We start from the raw sequence: 16,757 nt of genomic DNA, 5'->3' as shown, positions 1-16,757 counted from the left end.
GCGATGGCGCCATTCGCCCGAGTGCGGGACGCTCCTATCCTTGCGGCTCCCCTCGATTTCCGCTAATGCGCGCGTTTGCCGCCGGGGAGCAGAAGCTTGGACAATCACCGCGCCGACGTCGCCATCATCATGGGCAGCCAGTCCGACTGGGCGACGATGCGCCACGCCGCCGAAACGCTTGAGGCGCTTGGCATTCCGCACAAGCGGCTGATCGTCTCGGCCCACCGCACTCCCGACCGGCTCTATGACTTCGCCAAGGGCGCCAAGGGCGCCGGCTACAAGGTGATCATCGCCGGTGCCGGCGGTGCGGCGCATCTGCCGGGCATGACGGCAGCGATGACGCCACTGCCGGTGTTCGGCGTGCCGGTGGAATCGAAGACGCTGTCCGGCCAGGATTCGCTGCTTTCGATCGTGCAGATGCCGGCCGGCATTCCGGTCGGCACTTTGGCCATCGGCAAGGCCGGCGCTGCCAACGCCGCCCTTCTGGCCGCCGCGGTGCTGGCGCTGAGCGACGAAAAGCTTGCCGCCCGGCTGGACAGCTGGCGCGCCGCGCAGACCGCCAAGGTGGCCGCCGAGCCGACGGACACGCCGTGAGCCGGCCCGCCGGATCGACCATCGGCATCATTGGCGGCGGCCAGCTCGGCCGCATGCTGGCGATGGCCGCGGCCCGCCTCGGCTACCGCATCGTCGTGCTGGAGCCGCAGCCGGACTGCCCGGCGGCACAGGTCGCCAACCGGCAGATCGTCGCCGCCTATGACGACGCGGCCGCGCTCGGCGAGTTGGCTGCGGCCAGTGCCGTCGTTACTTACGAATTCGAGAACGTTCCGGTTGCGGCCGCCGCGGCACTTGCCACCACGGTCCCGGTCTATCCGCCGGCACGCGCACTGGAAGTGGCTCAGGACCGGCTGGCGGAAAAGAAATTCCTCAACGGCATCGGCATACCGACCGCGGATTTCAGCCCCGTCGACAATGACGAGGAACTGACGGCCGCGCTGAAAAAGTTCAACGGCAGCGGCATATTGAAGACGCGCCGGATGGGCTATGACGGCAAGGGCCAGCGTGTCTTCCGCAACATGGAAACAGGCGGCTTTGCCGGCACTTGCGAGGCGATGGGCAACGTGCCGTTGATCCTGGAATCATTCGTCGCCTTCGAGCGCGAGATTTCGGTGATCGCCGCGCGCGGCATCGACGGTTCGCTCGCCGCCTACGATCCGGCCTGGAATGTCCATCGCAACGGTATTCTTCACAGTTCGACGCTGCCGGCCGGGGTGAAGTCCGACACGGCGGCTGCGGCTCAAACGGCGGCGGCCGAGATACTTGCAGCGCTCGACTATGTCGGCGTCATCGGCGTCGAATTCTTTGTCCTGGCCGACGGTTCGCTGCTGGCCAACGAGATTGCGCCGCGCGTCCACAATTCCGGTCACTGGACGGAGGCCGCCTGCACCATCTCGCAATTCGAGCAGCACATCCGCGCCGTCGCCGGCCTGCCGCTGGGAAATCCCGCACGGCAGTTCGACTGCGTCATGGAAAACCTGATCGGCGACGACATCCGGCGCGTTCCTGAACTTCTCGCCGAGCCCGATCTGATGCTGCACCTCTATGGCAAGGCCGAGGCGCGGCCCGGCCGCAAGATGGGCCATTTCACGCGCGTGAGCCGCCGCAGCTAGAGCATGATCCCGAAAAGTGGAATCCGGTTTTCGGGAACGATCATGCTCAAACAAAAGTTAGAACCTACGCTTACTGGATGTCGCCGCTCTCGTCCTCGTCGGGGCTGGCGCAGCTCACATCGCCTTCCGCGCAGGTCGAATCGGCGGTGAGCTGTTTGGTGCGGTCGTCGGTCAGCCGCGTCAGGCATTCCGATATCAGCATCGGATAGATCGAGCCGCCTTCGCTGTCCGCGGCGGAATAGCTGCATTCCGCGTCGCGAAAGGCGATCCACGCGCGCTGCGCCGTCTGCAACAGCTTCCTGGCTTTTGCATCGCTTGCGCTGATGAGCTCCTGGTAGGCCTTGTTGAGTTTGGCGTCGGCGGATTTGTAGTCCGCGTCGGCGCAGATGTTCATCATCTGCTGGCTGTCGTCGTTGCGGTCGCATTCCTGCGCATGGGCAACAGAACCTGCCGCAAGGACGGCAAGACAGGCGGACACAAGAATTCGGCGCATGGTGATCTCCAATTCGCAACCGCATCATTCCAGCCGTCTCAAGCCCGCGCAATGCCGCAAGGCGCCGTTGGCGGGTATTTCGATGATACGAAACGGTCCGTATCGTTTAGGCAACGCGCTTGCGGTTGACACGGGCAAGGCTCCTCGTCTATGAGCCACGCACAGTTCAAAGGCGCGTCTGTGGGCGCGCCTTAATAGTTCGGCCCGGGACCGGGCCCAGACCGACGGGCAAGACCATGAAGATCAAGAATTCGCTCAAGGCGTTGAAGGCGCGTCACCGCGACAACCAGCTGGTTCGTCGCAAGGGCCGCGTCTACATCATCAACAAGACCGCTCCGCGCTACAAGGCGCGCCAGGGTTGAGTTTTTGACCGGAGGCTGCGTGCCTCCGTGCGCATGATACGCCTCTCACGCTAAATTCAGTTTGACGATCCGGCGTCGGGGGCTAGATTCCCGCGATGCGGATTCTTTTTGCATTTTTCACGGCTTTCTTCGTTTCCAGCGCTGTCTCGCTGCCGGCGTGGGCTGAAGATCCGACAGCAAATCGGCCGACAGCACCTCCGGTTGTGATGACGAAACAGGCGCGGCTCGATCAGCTGTTTGCCGATCTCAAGCGCGAACGCAACGAAAAGGCGGCCGAGCGCATCGCCGGGCGCATCGGCAGCGAGTGGTCCCAGTCGGGCAGTGCCTCGATCGACCTGATGATGCAATGGTCGCAAAAGGCGACTGAAAACCAGAAATTCGATGTTGCGCTCGATTTCCTCGATCAGGTGGTAACCCTGCAGCCGACCTATGCGGAAGGCTGGAACCGGCGCGCCACGGTTCATTTCATGATGAAGAACTACGGGAAGTCGATGTCGGACATCGACCGTACCCTGCAGCTCGAACCACGCCATTTCGGCGCGCTTTCCGGCCTGGCCCAGATCATGGCCGAAACCGGCCACAAGCAGTCGGCGCTCGAGGCCTGGCAGCGCGTTCTCGGCATCTATCCGATGATGCGCAGCGCCCAGGACCAGGTCGCCGCACTTTCCGAAGAGCTTGCCGGCGAAGGCATTTGAGACCAGTAAGGGAATAGGGGAGTAAGGCAGTATGTGAGTGGTGTAGATGCACTCTGGAACACATCCCCTACTCCCCTACTCCCCTACTCCCCTACTCCCCTACTCCCCTACTCCCCTACTCCCCTACTCCCCTATCGGCCCGATCTATGCCGCTTGCTTCCGTGACGAGTTTCTCCACAAGGGCGGCGGCCGGCATCTCCCGCAGCTTCGCAACGCCCTGCCCGGCCCAAATAGGCAAGAAGTCAGCCCGCTTGCTTTCATCCTTTGCCATTGAAAGCGGCATGACCAGACTCGCCTGTAGCGGAAACGCCAGCGCAGCATCTTCCTCACCAGCCATTTCCATCACAAACCGGTTGCGCACCACGCGCGCTGGGCGGCCAGTGAAGCAGCGAGTCACCGACGTGCTCTCGTCGTTGGCCGAGCGCAATGCTACGCGATAGACTGGCTGCACATTGGCTTCAGGACAGGCCAGGAAAGCCGTGCCGATCTGCACACCAGATGCACCAAGTGCAAAGCTGGCAGCAATGCCGCGACCGTCGAAGATACCGCCGGCAGCAATTACAGGCACCCGCACGGCATCAACAATCTGTGGTACGAGGGCCATAGTGCCGGCTGTGCCGATAGCAGGGTCGCCAGTGAATGTGCCGCGATGCCCACCCGCCTCGTATCCCTGCGCGATAATGGCGTCCACCCCTCCTGCCTCAAGCTGGCGCGCTTCCGAGACGGTGGTAGCCGAACACAGGACAATACAGCCGCCGGCTTTCAACTGCTGCACAATTGCGGTGTCGGGTAGGCCGAAGTGGAAGCTGACCACCTTCGGGCGAAGCTCGAGCACAATTTCGAGACGCTCACGATCGAAGGTGGGGAAGGGTTCGCCCGGCTCGGGCACCGGTCCGAGGCCGACCTCCTCATAGCAGCCGCGAAGGCGGTCTCGCATACTTTGAGCTGCCGCATCATCGCGTGCCGGCGCCGGGTGCGCAAAGAAGTTGACGTTGATCGGACGATTGGTGGCGTGCTGTGTCGCCGTGAGCTGCTCGCGGATAGCCGCCGCAGGCAGAATGCCGCATCCGAGCGAGCCAAGCGCCCCGGCATTGCTGACTGCCGCCGCGAGTTCCGGCGTGGTGATGCCGCTCATCGGCGCCTGGATTATCGGGTGTTCAATGCCGAGGAGTTCCAGAAGATCAGTGCGCATCCACATTGGATCACCCTCCTCTTTCTCCCAGGAGAGATTACCTTAACTGACTTCCAGCTCAAGTCGGATAGGGCCTTCGAACCGCTTCACGGCCGGCCACAGGCTGATGCAAGCTGGCGGAGTTCGGCGTCGATCCTAACCCGACTGCGGTCGATGCGCCGGACTGGCGCCGCGTTTACGACGCGCCATGCAGCCGGCCCATCCGGCAGCCGCAGCCGACATTAGCGGCCGACTTCCGATCCGACATAGGCGATGCGCAGCATGTTGGTCGAGCCCGGCGTCCTCAGCGGCACGCCGGCCGTGATGATGACGCGGTCGCCGGGCTTGCCGAAGCCTTCGTCCAAAGCGATGCGGCAGGCGCGATCGACCATGTCGTCGAGGTCGATGGCATCGGGAGAAACGACGCAATGCGTGCCCCACAGCAGCGACAGCCGCCGCGCCGTGTTGAGGATCGGCGACAGCGCCACGATCGGCACTTGCGGCCGCTCGCGCGCGGCGCGCAAGCCGGTTGTGCCGGACGCGGTATAGGTGATGATCGCCGACAGCTTAAGCGTCTCGGCTATTTCGCGGGCGGCGAGCGAGATGGCGTCGGCTCCCGTCGCTTCCGGTTCCGAGCGCTGCGCGTTGATGATGCCGGCATAGGTCGGGTCGGTTTCGACCTTGGTGGCGATCCGGTTCATCATCGCCACCGCCTCGACCGGATAGGCGCCGGCGGCGGACTCCGCCGAAAGCATTATCGCGTCGGCGCCTTCAAACACGGCGATCGAAACGTCCGACACCTCGGCGCGTGTCGGCACCGGCGCGGTGATCATCGATTCCAGCATCTGCGTGGCGACCACCACCGGCTTGCCGGCACGGCGCGCGGCGCGGGTGATCTGCTTCTGGATGCCAGGCACGGCTTCGAGCGGCATCTCGACGCCGAGATCGCCGCGGGCAACCATCAGCGCATCCGAAAGTTCAATGATCTCGGCCAGCCGGGCGACGGCCTGCGGCTTTTCGATCTTGGCCATGATCAGCGCCCGGCCGCGTGCGATCTTGCGTGCTTCGGCCAGGTCCTCGGGCCGCTGCACGAAGGACAGTGCCACCCAGTCGACGCCGGTCGCCAGAACCGCGTCGAGATCCCGGCGGTCCTTTTCCGTCAGCGCTCCGACCGGCAGGTCGGTGTCGGGCAGGCTGACGCCCTTCTTGTCGGAAATGATCGTGCCGGCGACGACGGTGCAGACGATCGCCTTGCCGTTGCTGCTGACCGCCTTGAGCTCGAGCTTGCCGTCGTCGATCAGCAGGCGATGACCAGCCTCGACCGAACGCAGGATTTCGGGATGCGGCAGGTAGACCCTCGTCGAATTGCCGGGTTCGGGATTGTCGTCGAGCGTGAAGGTCTGACCGACGGTCAGCACCTCTTTGCCGTTGGCGAACTTGCCGACGCGCAGCTTTGGCCCTTGCAGGTCGGCGAGAACGCCGATCGGCCGGCCGACCGCCTCCTCGACGGCACGAATACGGCCGACGAGCGTACGCATCAATTCATGGTCGGTGTGGCTCATATTGATGCGGAACACGTCGGCGCCGGCTTCGAACAGCTTCTTCAGCATCTCCTCGGACGAGGAGGCCGGACCGATGGTGGCGAGGATCTTGACCTTGCGGCTGCGTCTCATTGACTGTTTGTTCCCGGGGCGGCTGGAGCGCCATCCGTTGCGGGCTCGTCAGTCAGCTGGACCATCCAGCTTGCCTGCTCGCCCGTGTCATATTCCTGGAATCCGGCGCGCTGAAAGCCCCGGGCGACGCAATCGGTAACGCCGGCGATCTTGAACTCTTTTTCGGCCACGCACATGTTGATCGGGCCATCCCAGCGTCCGCCGCGCTCGGCGTCTTCTGCATAAAGATAGTAAAACCTTGATGACAACGGTCCCTCGATCAGCGTCTTGCAGCTCGACCCTTCGATGTGCCACCAGCCTTCGGTGATCCAGCCAGCTTTGGCGCGATAGCCGATGCCGACACCGACCAGGTTCTGCGTGGCGTTGCAGACCCGGAAATCGGCCCGTGCCGGCGAGGCCGAAATCACCGCAAAAAGGCCCATGGCCGGTATCAGGAGCGGCATGGCCAAGGCATGGCGCACACGCAGCCTGCCGGCGAAACCCATCCTGAAACCCCTCAAGAACCACATTTGCATCTCTCAACGCCCCTTTTCGGAAAAGTCCGTACGCATGTCAACGCGCCGATCTATCCAATTCCAATCGATTTAGAAGGCTCTGACGCGCTTGCGGTCGCCCCTGCTCAGTTTTTTGGCAGAAACCGTGGCCAAACAACGGCATTGCGCGAGCGTTCTCTTCGTGGAATGACGATACCACCCTCCCCGGAAGCCAGCGAACAGACCTTTCCCGCCAATGACCCGATCCACAGTTTTCGCGCCTTTCGACATCGTCGAAGGCGATCGCAAGCGCGGCATGGTGCTTTTGGCCGATCACGCCCGCCGCGACCTGCCGGAGGAGTATGGCAGCCTCGGCCTGCCCGCGGCGGAGTTCGACCGCCACATCGCCTACGACATCGGCGTCGAGACTGTAACCCGCGAACTCGCAAGTCTGCTCGGCGTTCCGGCGGTGCTTGCCAATTTTTCGCGACTGCTGATCGACCCCAATCGCGGCGAGGACGATCCAACGCTGATTCGCCAGCTCTATGACGGCACCGTCATCCCGGGAAATTATCCCATGGCGCCGGAGGAACGCGAAAGACGGCTGGATCGCTTTTACCGCCCCTATCATGACGCCGTCGGCGCCATGATCGCCTCGGTGGCGCAAGCGTCGGCGCAGGCGCCCTTCATTTTTTCGGTGCATTCCTTCACACCGACCATGCAGGGCTTCGTGCGGCCGTGGCATGTCGGCATATTATGGGATCTCGACGATCGCGTTGCGCGGCCGCTGATCGACATGCTCGCCGAGGACAAGAGCCTCGTCGTCGGCGACAACGAACCCTATGACGGCGCACTGCGCGGCGATACCATGTTCAGGCACGCTATCGTCAACGGCTTTGCCCATGCGCTTATCGAGATCCGCCAGGACCTGATCGCCGACCGGAAGGGTGCGCTCGCCTGGGCCGAACGGCTGGCGCCGATCGTTGACGCGATAGATCGACGTGCCGATATACATGCAGTGAAAATATTCGGCTCGCGCACCGGGCCGGCATGATGGAGGCCAAGGAGGCCAACAAGCCATGACCGAACTCAGCGACGTACAAAAGCGCGATTTCGAAGCCGCTGCCTTCCGCCGGCTGGTCGCGCATCTGCGCGAGCGTTCCGACGTGCAGAACATCGACCTGATGAACCTCGCCGGCTTCTGCCGCAACTGCCTGTCCAACTGGTACCGCGATGCGGCGCAAGCCGAGGGTGTCGAACTCAGCAAGGACCAGTCGCGCGAGATCATCTACGGCATGGCCTATGCCGAGTGGCAGGCACTGAACCAGATCGAGGCCTCCGATGCCAAGAAGGCCAAGTTCGAGGCAAGACGCCCCAGGGACCACTAGAGCAATTCCAGGAAAAGTGTGAACGGTTTTCCGTCCGGAATTGCGTCAAGACAAAAGGATGGAACGGTTCGGCGTTTCCGTGAAACGATGAACCGTTCCAGGGTCACAATCCATCGCACTGAACGACCTTCACGAATGGTTTTTGCCCCAAATGGGAGGACTGCCGTGCCTAAGATCGACGTCGCCGACGTACCCGGACGCAAGGGCTCATCCTATCCACCTCCGTTCGATGCACCCTGTGCCGAACGCGTGCGGCAGCGGCTGGGCAACGCCGGCGGGCTCACCGACTTCGGCATCAATCTCATGCGCCTGCCGCCGGGCAACTGGTCGAGCCAGCGCCACTGGCATTCGCACGAAGACGAGTTCGTCTACGTGCTCGAAGGCGAGCTGACGCTCGTCGAAGATGCCGGCGAGACGGTGCTGCGCGCGGGTGATTGCGCGGCCTTTCCGAAAGGCTCCGGCAACGGCCATCACATGATCAACAAATCGGGCGCAGTTGCGATCTATCTCGAAGTTGGTTCGCGTTGGCCCGCCGACGTAACCACCTGCTCCGACATCGACATGATGAGCACCAACGCCGACGGCCGGTTTGTGCACAAGGATGGCGCGCCTTATCCCGAGCCGTAGAGATTTTGGAGTGGACCACCGAGGGGTTGGCCGACACGAGAGGACGTAGCGTCCACCGGCGCCTTGTGGCGCCGTCTGGTCCAAGCACTTTCGGCGAAGAGCGCTTGACTGTGAATTGAATCGATCTAATTTGCCGCGCAAAGCCATTTCCGGACCGGATTCTACCCGATGGACGCGCAGAAAATCACGCAAATCGCGATTCGTGGACGCTGGGCCGTGGCTGGCATCTTCCTCGCCAACGGCTTCCTGACCGGCAGCTGGGCGCCGCAGATCCCGGTGTTCCTGACCCGGCTGGACATCAGCAAATTCACGCTCGGCCTGCTGATCCTGTTGTTCGGCGCCGGCGCCGTCACCGCCATGACCTGGTGCGGCCATCTGATCTCGAAGCATGGCTCGCGCACCGTGCTGCGCTGGTTCGGACTTGCCGGCAGCTTCGGTCTTTTGGTCGTGGCTCTGGCCCCCAATGTGCCCCTGGCGGCCATCGCCATGTTCATCTTCGGCGGTTCGATCGGCGGCATGGACGTCGCCATGAATGCCAATGCGGTGGCGGTGGAACGGCGGCTGTCCCGCGCCATCATGTCGTCCTCGCACGGTTTCTGGAGCCTTGGCGGTTTCGCAGGCGGCGCTTTGGGCGGTTTCGCCATCCAGAACTATGGTCATCTCGCGCATGCGGCGATGGTGACGGCGCTTGCCTTTGCTGTCATCGCGGTAGCGATCCGCTACCTGATCGCCGAGGACAAGCATCCGGTCGCCGAGCATCACAAATTCGCCCTGCCGGCAAACCCGCTTGTCTATCTGGTCGGGCTGATGGCGCTGCTGACGATGATCTCCGAAGGCGCGGTGCTCGACTGGGCAGCGCTGTATCTCAGGCAGGAGCTCGGCGCCGATCTTGCTATCGCAGGCCTGGCCTATGCCGCCTTTTCCGGCGTCATGGCCGTCATGCGCTTTCTCGGCGATGGCGTCCGCAACCGTTTCGGTGCCGTTACGACGCTGCGCGCGTCGGCGCTTGCCGCTGCAGCCGGCATGCTGGTGGCCGGGCTGGCTCCCTCGCCGTGGCTGGCCATTGCCGCCTTTGCCTTTTGCGGCCTGGGTATTGCCAATATGGTGCCGATCATCTTTTCGGCCGGCGGCAACCAGGAGGGCATGGCGCCCGGCACCGGCATGAGCGTCGTCACCACAATGGGTTACTCAGGCATCCTGGTGGCGCCTTCGGCGATCGGCTTCATCGCCGAACACTCGAGCTTCGGCCCGATCTTCGTCGCTCTGTCCGGGCTGCTGATAGTCGTGCTGTTGATGGCCGGGCTCGCTCACCGCGCCGAATTTGCTGCCGAGCCTGCACCGGCTGAATAGCGCTTGAACTGTTCGTAGAGGAAATCCGCGACGCGGCGGATGCGGACGCTGGTACGCACGTCGCGGTGCATGGCCAGCCACACCGGCAGCGTCGGCAGCGGGAGCCCCGGCAGCACTGTCTCCACCAGCGCATCGCGATCTGCCAGCGGCTCCTGGCCAAAGCCGATGCCGTTTCCCGCCCGCAGTGCCTCCCACAAAACTATGTGGTTGTCGGTCCTGAAGCGGAAGGCATTGCGGTTGAGCGGAACCCCGAATTGGGCAAAGCCGCGAATGATTTCATCGCTCCGGTCAAAGCCGACCAGATCGTGCTCGGCAAGATCGCGGGCCTCGCGCGGACGGCCACGCCGGTCGAGATAGGATTTTGCCGCGCAGGCGCGGAGCGGAATGTCGGTCACCTTGCGCGCGACCAGTTCATTCTGCGCCGGCTTGACCATGCGGATGGCAATGTCGGCGTCGCGACGCAGCAGATTCTCGACCTGGTTCGAAGCGACGATCTCAACCTCGATGCCGGGTTCCTCGACGGCGAGCCGCGCCGTCATCTCGGGTAGCACATAGGCCGCCACTACCTCGCTGGCGGCAATGCGCACCGTGCCCTCGATCGCTTCGACCGATCCCAGGGCCAGCAGCGAAAATGCGCTCGCCTGCTCGCTCACCGCGCGGCCCCGTTCAAAAAGCGTGCTGCCCGCTTCCGTGAGCGCATAGCCGCGCCGCCCGCGCCGGAACAAGGTGACGCCGAGCGCCTGCTCCAGCTCGGCGATGTGGCGGCCGAGTGTCGGCTGGCTTGCGGCAAGTTTTCGCGCGGCGGCCGACAGGCTCCCGGTCTCCGCCACCGTGACGAAACTCTTGATCAGGTTCCAGTCGATATCCATTCAAAATTGAATATCAGTTCGCCAGCTTTAGTCAATTTCCATTCGTTAGCGAAGAGATCACATTGGCGTCGTAACGCAAACACGGAGACGAACAATGACCAAGATCGCAATTCTCGGCGCCAATGGCCGGCTCGGCCGCACGGTGGCCAAGGCCTTCATCGATGCTGGCTACCACGTCCGCGCTGTCACCCGCAGCGGCAAGGTGCCGGCGGAGCTCGAAGGCGCCACGGCGATCGCCGGCGATGCGCTCGACCGCGAGGCGCTGATCCGCGCCACCGACGGCATTGATATCATTTTCAACGGCCTGAGCCCGCTCTACACCGACTGGAGCAAGTGCCTGCCGATGGCGGAGAACGTCATGGCCGCCTGCCGGGCGAACGGCGCGCTGCATCTCTTCCCGGGCACCGTTTACAACTACGGCTCGCCGATACCGGCGGTGATCACCGAAGACACGCCGTTTCACCCGACGACGGAAAAGGGCCGCATCCGCGTCGCCATGGAAGACCTGTTTCGCCGCGAGGCCGACGCGGGTCGGGTGCGCACCATCCTGCTGCGCGCCGGTGACTTCTTCGGCGGCACCGGCAGCGGATCGTGGTTCGATCTGGTTGTTGCCGCCAAGATGACCAAGGGCGTCTATACCGCCCCAGGGCCGGTCGATCTCGTGCATGAATGGGCCTATCTGCCCGACCTGGCCAAGGCTTTCGTCGGACTGGCCGACAATCTCGACAAGCTCGGCTCCTACGAGGCGCTGAACTTTCCCGGCCATGCGGTGACCGATCTCGAGATCAAGGCGGCCGCTGAGAAGGCGCTCGGGCGCACGTTGAAACTGACGTCGATGCCGTGGTGGGTGCTGCGTGCCGGCAGCCCGTTTGTGGCGATGTGGCGCGAGATCGTTTCGATGTCCTATCTCCGCTTCGAGCCGCACCGGCTGGTTTCAGGCGGGCTTGAAGGCATTATCGGTGCGATCCCCCACACGCCGCTGGAAAATGCAGTGTCGGAAGCGCTTGAAGACATCGGTATCGCCACGGTGAAGGCAGCGCAGAAGCAATCTGAAAAAAGGCGGATGGCCTGACGGTCATCCGCCGCTTGTCGGGGACCAATGATTGCGGTCAGATCCGGCCCATCAACAGCAGCACCAGGACAACGATCAGGATGACGCCGACGATGCCGGATGGTCCGTAACCCCAGGACCGGGAATGCGGCCACGCCGGAACCGCGCCAATCAGGATAAGAATAAGGATAATGATGAGAATGGTGCTTATCGTCATCAGAAAATCCTCGCTTTGAGGTTGCAATGACGGAACAATGCAGAAGGCCGCCCATTGTTCCCGGGCGGCCTTTGCTTGATCAGGACGGCGATTCAGCCTCTATTCGGCGGCCTTCGGGAAGGCGATCGCCGGTTCGGCGCCCAGATCGGCCTCCAGGCCTTCCGAGGAGATCTCGGCCTTGCCGCGCCCGAACAGGCGACTGAACCAGCCCCGACGCGCACTGGGTTTGACCTTGGCGCGGGTGAACACCATCAGCATTGACGGCGTCACCACCAGCGTCAGCACGGTGGCGAAGGACAGGCCGAAGACGATCGCCGACGACAGCGAAATCCACCATTGCGTCGACGGCGCGTTGATCGTCGTCTCGTGATGGAAGATTTCGAGGCCGAGGCCGAAAGCGATCGGCAGCACGCCGAGGATCGCCGACACCGCCGTCAGCACCACCGGGCGGGCACGTTCGCGGCAGGTCTGCAGAACGGCTTCGTATTTGTCCCAGCCCTCTTCGCGCAACCGGTCATAGGTGTCGATCAGCACGATGTTGTTGTTCACCACCACGCCGGCCAGCGCGATGACACCGATGCCCGACATGACGATGCCGAATGCCTCTCCCGTCAGCAGCAGCCCTAGGAACACGCCGATCGTCGCCATGACCACGCAGGACAGCACCAGCCAGACGCTGGTGAACTTGTTGAACTGCGCCAGAAGCACAATGAAGATCAGGAAGATCGCGGCACCGAAGGCTTTGCTGAGGAAGGCCCCGGCCTCCGCGCTGTCCTCATTGGAACCGGCAAGCTTCCAGCGAATGCCGCTGCCGAGGTTCATGTCGGCGACAGCTTTGGTGACCTCCTGCTGGACGGCAGCCACCTGGGCGCCGGCAGCGACGTTGGCCTGGACGACCACCGTTCGCGCGCCGTCGATGCGATTGAGGATACCGACCGTCGGCTCCGGCTTGCGTACGACGAAGTTCGAGATCGGCACCGAGCCTTGCGCGGTCTGAACCCTGAGTTCGTCGAGCGTCGACAGCGTGCGCCGATCCTCGGGCAGGCGCAGTCTGATGTCGACGGCATCGTCGGCGCCGGCGGGGCGGTACTCGCTGAGCTTCAGCCCGTTGGTCACCAGTTGGACCACCGTTCCGACCGCGGTCGGGCTGATGCCGTACTGCGCCGCCTTGGCGCGATCGACCTCGAGCGCCCAATCGACGCCGGGCGGCGCCAGGCCATCGGAAATATCGATGACGCCGGGCACCTTGGCAATGCGCGCGGCGACGGCGCGGGCCTTGTCGTCAAGACCCTTCGGATCGACGGCCGAAAGCCTGATCTGGATCGGCTTGCCGGTAGGCGGGCCGGCTTCCGGCACGCGAACCTCGACGTCGACACCGGGAATGCCGGCCATCACGCCGCGCAGTTCGTCGAGGATTGAGTTCGCCGATTTGCGCTCGCGCCAGTCGACGAATTCGTACTGGATCACGCCGACCACGTCTTCCGGAACGTCCTGGCCGCCGCCCTGCGTCTTGCCGACACGGGTATAGACAGACTTCACGCCCGGCCAGCCGAGCAGCCGATTTTCCGCCGTCTTGGTGGCCGCGTCCATTTCGGCAAGCGAAAGATTGCCGCGGGCGTGGACATAGAGCAGGCCGTAGTCAGGCTCGACATTCGGGAAGAATTCGACGCCGGCGCCGAATTTCGAATAGGCGTAGCCCACGCCAAACAACAGCGCGACGGTAAGGACAAGCACGGTGATGGGATAATGCACCGCCTGCTTGACCACGGCCATGTACCAGCCGTCGCGATTGTCGTCGGGGTGATGAGCCGGCGCCTTGGCAAATATGGCGCCCAGCGTCGGCGCGAAGACCAGCGCATAGAGCATCGAGGCCGAGAGCGTCACGATCAACGTGATCGGCATGTATTTCATGAAATCGCCGATGATGCCCGGCCAGAACAACAGCGGCGAGAAGGCGGCAATGCGCGTCATCGTCGCGGCGATGACCGGGCCGGCCATGCGCTTGGCCGCAAGCGCGAACGCCTCTTCCTTCGGCATGCCCTCGCTCATGCGTCGCTCGGCGAATTCGGTGACGATGATAGCGTCGTCGACCAGCATGCCGACCGCCAGGATGAGGCTGAACAGCACGATCATGTTGATCGTGTAGCCCATCATCGCCAGCAACAGGATGCCGATCAGGAAGGATGAGGGGATGGCCAATCCGATCAGTAGCGAGGCACGGCCAGACAGCGCGTAGAGAATGACGATGAACACCAGGATGACGGCGATCATCACGTGGTTCTGAAGGTCGCCGAGCAACTGGTTCACGAAGACGGACTTGTCTTGCGTGTAGGTGACGTGCATGCCCTCCGGCATCGTCTTGATGAAGGCGTCGGACACCTCCCTGACCTTGCCAATCGTATCGATCAGGTTGGAGCCGATGCGCTTCTTCACCTCGATGGCAATCGCCGGCTTGCCGTCCAGGCGGGTAACCGTCTCGGCGTCCTTGAAGGTCGAGCGGATGGTGGCGATATCCTTGGCCTGCACCACCGCGTTGGGGCCGGCGACGACCGGAAGCGCCGCCACATCTTCTGGTGTCTCGATAAGCGAGGGCACCTTGACTGCGTATTTGCCCTCGGATCCTTCGATGTTGCCGGCGGCGACAAGACTGTTGGAAGCGCCGACCGCACCGATCAACTGGTCGAGCTGCAGCCCGTAGGACGAAAGTTTCATCGGATCGATGACCACTTCGACGAGGTCGTCGCGCGCACCCTGCAATGAGCCCTCGAGCACGCCAGGCACTTCCTCGATGCGGTCGCGCAGCTCGCGCGCCGCCGCCGTCAGCACGCGCTCGGGCACCTCGCCCGACAGCGTCACGACCAGGACGGGGAACTCGGAGATGTTGACCTCGGAGACCACGGGCTCCTCAGCCGCTTGCGGCAGGTCGGCCTTGCCGTCCTGCACCTTGCTGCGCGTGTCCTGCAGCGCAGTGGCGAGATCCGTCTGTGGCTGGAATTCGACCAGCACATAACCGCCGCCCTGGAAGGCGGCCGAGCGCATCTCCTTGAGGCCCTTCAGGCTCTTCAGCTTGGCTTCCATCGGCCGCAGCAGGAGGCGTTCGGAGTCTTCCGGCGAGATGCCCTGATAGATCAGGCTGACATACATCATCGGAATCGGAACGTCGGGTTCCGCTTCCTTCGGCGTCGACTGGTAGGCGACCGCACCGGCAAGGATGAGAAAGACCAGGACCGCAATGGTCAGCCGGGCATTGCTGATTGCAAGTTTGACGATGTCCATGATTACTGCGTCCCGGTCGTCGCTTCGCCCAACAGCTTTTGAATGGTCGCCTGGTCGGCCTCGACCGGCTTGACCACTTCGCCTTCCTTCACCAGCTCCTGGCCAGCGACGATGATGCGGGCGTCGGCCGGAATGCCGCCGAGCACCAGGCCGGTCGGCGTGTCGTCGACCAGGTCGATCGGGAAGAACACGACCTTGTCATCCTTGTCGACGGCGCGGATGCCGAGGTCGCCCTTGTCGCCGAGCGTCACCACCGATCGCGGCAGCATCACGGCGTCGGTCGGCTGGGCGCTGAGCGCAATTTCTGCCGTCATGCCGGCCGGTACGGACCCATCGGCATTGGGGATAGCGACTTCAACCCGGAAGGTACGGGTTGCCGAAGATGCATCCCGGCTGATGTAGCGCACCGTACCCTTGACGGTCTGGCCACTGACCAGGCGCACATTGGCTTCGTCACCGATCTTCAGATAGCCGAGATCGCGCTCGCTGACTTCGCCGCGGGCGATCACCGGATCGAGCTTCAGAATGGTCGCCACCTCGCCGCCCTGCATGACGGAACTGCCAAGCTCCACCGGCACCCGGTCGATGACACCGTCGAAGGGCGCCTTCACCTCGTTGCGGTCGAGTTCGGCTTGCGCGGCGTCCAGTTGCGACTTGGCCAGCGTCAGGTTGGAGCGGGCCGTATCGAGCTGCAGCGTCGGCAGATTGCCGGTTTTCATCAACCGCAGGGCCGCAGCCAGCTCGGCCTCACGTTGCACGACAAGCTGCTTGGCGTTGTCGACCGCCGAGATTTTTTCCTCGGCGGCAAGCATCAGGATCAGGTCGCCGGTCTTGACGTGCTGACCCTGCTTGACCGGCAGCTTGTCGATGACGCCGGCGACGCGTGTCGCCAGGACCGCGCGCTTGTCGGCTTCGGTCAGTCCGGAAATGCGGATAGCGCGCGCATAGATGCGCCGCGGCGGGGTTATGATCGCGACCGTCCGCAAGGCCGCTTTGGGCTGTTCTGCCTCGGCAGTCCCCGGCTTGGCAGCCCCCTGTTCGCCAGTTTGGGGCTTGCCTGAGTCGGCGGCCTTGGGCTGCTCGACCTCTCCTGCCTTGGGCTTGTTGTCGGCGGACGCGCTGCCGACGGACGAGAATTCGCCTGTCGCCATCCAGCCGGCGAACCCGATGAGCACAACAATGGCTGCAAGCTTGTGAAACCTGAATTTCGGCATCGTCATTTTTTCCAGTGCGCGGGGTTCGGCCAGGCCGCATCTTCTACTTGGGGCGCGTCGCCGATATGGGTGCGCGCGAGGCCGTATTCAAATTGCCGTGATCGGCGAAGCGCGCTTCTACCTTAAAGTTGCGTCGCAATATAGTCAGAAAAGTTGATGGATTGTTGCTTTGTCCGCAAAGATGCGGCTGCAGCATCGGCTGTTGATCGCCAAAACAGCGGTATGGCAGCA

General features: G+C 63.3%; 17 protein-coding genes. 9 read left to right on the top strand and 8 right to left on the bottom strand.

All coding sequences use genetic code 11. The annotated features are described in order from the left end of the window. The first annotated feature begins 96 nt into the window (after nt 1-96). Together purE and NKH29_RS04695 are read left to right on the top strand one after the other, a co-directional pair. Nucleotides 97-594, top strand: coding sequence for a 5-(carboxyamino)imidazole ribonucleotide mutase (gene purE, locus NKH29_RS04700; RefSeq protein WP_023720992.1), 498 nt, complete (start codon nt 97-99; stop codon nt 592-594). Continuing rightward, complete coding sequence (locus tag NKH29_RS04695; protein ID WP_352480890.1) at nt 591-1,667, top strand: 5-(carboxyamino)imidazole ribonucleotide synthase; 1,077 nt, start codon at nt 591-593, stop codon at nt 1,665-1,667. The genes purE and NKH29_RS04695 overlap by 4 nt, the downstream gene beginning before the upstream one ends. A 70-nt stretch (nt 1,668-1,737) precedes the next feature. On the opposite strand, the gene NKH29_RS04690 is transcribed toward NKH29_RS04695, so the two are convergent. Continuing rightward, a complete protein-coding gene (locus tag NKH29_RS04690) occupies nt 1,738-2,160 on the bottom strand; it encodes a lysozyme inhibitor LprI family protein (protein WP_023720994.1) in 423 nt (140 codons plus the stop codon). Between the two features lie 236 nt (nt 2,161-2,396). Between NKH29_RS04690 and ykgO the strand changes: the two genes are divergently transcribed. Together ykgO and NKH29_RS04680 are read left to right on the top strand one after the other, a co-directional pair. Continuing rightward, nucleotides 2,397-2,522 carry a type B 50S ribosomal protein L36 gene (gene ykgO, locus NKH29_RS04685; RefSeq protein ID WP_006327841.1) on the top strand — a complete coding sequence of 42 codons (126 nt, stop codon included), beginning with the start codon at nt 2,397-2,399 and terminating at the stop codon, nt 2,520-2,522. 95 nt (nt 2,523-2,617) lie between these two features. Next, nucleotides 2,618-3,217, top strand: coding sequence for a tetratricopeptide repeat protein (locus NKH29_RS04680; protein WP_023720995.1), 600 nt, complete (start codon nt 2,618-2,620; stop codon nt 3,215-3,217). Between the two features lie 115 nt (nt 3,218-3,332). Here the strand turns inward: NKH29_RS04680 and NKH29_RS04675 are convergent, their stop codons facing one another. The 3 genes from NKH29_RS04675 to NKH29_RS04665 form a co-directional block, all read right to left on the bottom strand. Then, the gene (locus NKH29_RS04675; protein WP_352494179.1) at nt 3,333-4,415 is read right to left on the bottom strand and encodes an NAD(P)H-dependent flavin oxidoreductase; all 1,083 of its coding nucleotides are present in this window, start codon (nt 4,413-4,415) and stop codon (nt 3,333-3,335) included. A 215-nt stretch (nt 4,416-4,630) separates the two neighbouring features. After that, nucleotides 4,631-6,061 carry a pyruvate kinase gene (gene pyk, locus NKH29_RS04670; RefSeq protein ID WP_352494178.1) on the bottom strand — a complete coding sequence of 477 codons (1,431 nt, stop codon included), beginning with the start codon at nt 6,059-6,061 and terminating at the stop codon, nt 4,631-4,633. After that, the gene (locus NKH29_RS04665) at nt 6,058-6,504 is read right to left on the bottom strand and encodes a DUF1036 domain-containing protein (protein WP_473505739.1); all 447 of its coding nucleotides are present in this window, start codon (nt 6,502-6,504) and stop codon (nt 6,058-6,060) included. The genes pyk and NKH29_RS04665 overlap by 4 nt, the downstream gene beginning before the upstream one ends. A gap of 286 nt (nt 6,505-6,790) precedes the next feature. Between NKH29_RS04665 and NKH29_RS04660 the strand changes: the two genes are divergently transcribed. The 4 genes from NKH29_RS04660 to NKH29_RS04645 all read left to right on the top strand — a co-directional run bounded on the left by NKH29_RS04660 (nt 6,791) and on the right by NKH29_RS04645 (nt 9,899). Next, the gene (locus tag NKH29_RS04660; RefSeq protein WP_023720999.1) at nt 6,791-7,588 is read left to right on the top strand and encodes an N-formylglutamate amidohydrolase; all 798 of its coding nucleotides are present in this window, start codon (nt 6,791-6,793) and stop codon (nt 7,586-7,588) included. A 25-nt stretch (nt 7,589-7,613) separates the two neighbouring features. Beyond that, entirely contained in the window at nt 7,614-7,922 is a 309-nt protein-coding gene (locus NKH29_RS04655) for a DUF1244 domain-containing protein (protein ID WP_352999118.1), read from the top strand. Nucleotides 7,923-8,087: 165 nt separating this feature from the next. Beyond that, nucleotides 8,088-8,549: a cupin domain-containing protein gene (locus tag NKH29_RS04650; RefSeq protein ID WP_352480892.1), complete on the top strand. Its 462-nt coding sequence runs from the start codon at nt 8,088-8,090 to the stop codon at nt 8,547-8,549. 168 nt (nt 8,550-8,717) lie between these two features. Beyond that, nucleotides 8,718-9,899, top strand: coding sequence for an MFS transporter (locus NKH29_RS04645; RefSeq protein ID WP_352999117.1), 1,182 nt, complete (start codon nt 8,718-8,720; stop codon nt 9,897-9,899). On the opposite strand, the gene NKH29_RS04640 is transcribed toward NKH29_RS04645, so the two are convergent. Then, entirely contained in the window at nt 9,857-10,768 is a 912-nt protein-coding gene (locus NKH29_RS04640) for a LysR family transcriptional regulator (RefSeq protein ID WP_352999115.1), read from the bottom strand. The two genes, NKH29_RS04645 and NKH29_RS04640, sit on opposite strands and share 43 nt — an antisense overlap. Before the next feature lie 94 nt (nt 10,769-10,862). Between NKH29_RS04640 and NKH29_RS04635 the strand changes: the two genes are divergently transcribed. After that, on the top strand, nt 10,863-11,840 hold the full coding sequence (locus NKH29_RS04635) for an SDR family oxidoreductase (protein ID WP_352999114.1): 978 nt from the start codon (nt 10,863-10,865) through the stop codon (nt 11,838-11,840). Nucleotides 11,841-11,877: 37 nt separating this feature from the next. Here the strand turns inward: NKH29_RS04635 and NKH29_RS04630 are convergent, their stop codons facing one another. The 3 genes from NKH29_RS04630 to NKH29_RS04620 all read right to left on the bottom strand — a co-directional run bounded on the left by NKH29_RS04630 (nt 11,878) and on the right by NKH29_RS04620 (nt 16,526). Continuing rightward, the gene (locus tag NKH29_RS04630; RefSeq protein WP_023678456.1) at nt 11,878-12,036 is read right to left on the bottom strand and encodes a DUF3309 family protein; all 159 of its coding nucleotides are present in this window, start codon (nt 12,034-12,036) and stop codon (nt 11,878-11,880) included. 99 nt (nt 12,037-12,135) lie between these two features. Continuing rightward, complete coding sequence (locus NKH29_RS04625) at nt 12,136-15,312, bottom strand: efflux RND transporter permease subunit (RefSeq protein ID WP_352999113.1); 3,177 nt, start codon at nt 15,310-15,312, stop codon at nt 12,136-12,138. A 2-nt stretch (nt 15,313-15,314) separates the two neighbouring features. Next, nucleotides 15,315-16,526: an efflux RND transporter periplasmic adaptor subunit gene (locus tag NKH29_RS04620; RefSeq protein WP_023721006.1), complete on the bottom strand. Its 1,212-nt coding sequence runs from the start codon at nt 16,524-16,526 to the stop codon at nt 15,315-15,317. Between the last annotated feature and the right edge of the window lie 231 nt (nt 16,527-16,757).

It is taken from the genome of Mesorhizobium sp. M1295 (assembly GCF_040318135.1).
Classification (GTDB): domain Bacteria; phylum Pseudomonadota; class Alphaproteobacteria; order Rhizobiales; family Rhizobiaceae; genus Mesorhizobium.
This window is presented reverse-complemented; position numbering and strand designations above follow the sequence as displayed.

Coding starts and splice junctions, on each gene's coding strand:
- NKH29_RS04690 (WP_023720994.1), bottom strand. CDS start 2,160: ATGCGCCGAATTCTTGTGTCCGCCTGTCTTGCCGTCCTTGCGGCAGGT.
- NKH29_RS04675 (WP_352494179.1), bottom strand. CDS start 4,415: ATGTGGATGCGCACTGATCTTCTGGAACTCCTCGGCATTGAACACCCG.
- NKH29_RS04665 (WP_473505739.1), bottom strand. CDS start 6,504: ATGCCGCTCCTGATACCGGCCATGGGCCTTTTTGCGGTGATTTCGGCC.
- pyk (WP_352494178.1), bottom strand. CDS start 6,061: ATGAGACGCAGCCGCAAGGTCAAGATCCTCGCCACCATCGGTCCGGCC.
- NKH29_RS04625 (WP_352999113.1), bottom strand. CDS start 15,312: ATGGACATCGTCAAACTTGCAATCAGCAATGCCCGGCTGACCATTGCG.
- NKH29_RS04640 (WP_352999115.1), bottom strand. CDS start 10,768: ATGGATATCGACTGGAACCTGATCAAGAGTTTCGTCACGGTGGCGGAG.
- NKH29_RS04635 (WP_352999114.1), top strand. CDS start 10,863: ATGACCAAGATCGCAATTCTCGGCGCCAATGGCCGGCTCGGCCGCACG.
- NKH29_RS04660 (WP_023720999.1), top strand. CDS start 6,791: ATGACCCGATCCACAGTTTTCGCGCCTTTCGACATCGTCGAAGGCGAT.
- NKH29_RS04630 (WP_023678456.1), bottom strand. CDS start 12,036: ATGACGATAAGCACCATTCTCATCATTATCCTTATTCTTATCCTGATT.
- NKH29_RS04620 (WP_023721006.1), bottom strand. CDS start 16,526: ATGCCGAAATTCAGGTTTCACAAGCTTGCAGCCATTGTTGTGCTCATC.
- NKH29_RS04680 (WP_023720995.1), top strand. CDS start 2,618: ATGCGGATTCTTTTTGCATTTTTCACGGCTTTCTTCGTTTCCAGCGCT.
- NKH29_RS04655 (WP_352999118.1), top strand. CDS start 7,614: ATGACCGAACTCAGCGACGTACAAAAGCGCGATTTCGAAGCCGCTGCC.
- NKH29_RS04645 (WP_352999117.1), top strand. CDS start 8,718: ATGGACGCGCAGAAAATCACGCAAATCGCGATTCGTGGACGCTGGGCC.
- ykgO (WP_006327841.1), top strand. CDS start 2,397: ATGAAGATCAAGAATTCGCTCAAGGCGTTGAAGGCGCGTCACCGCGAC.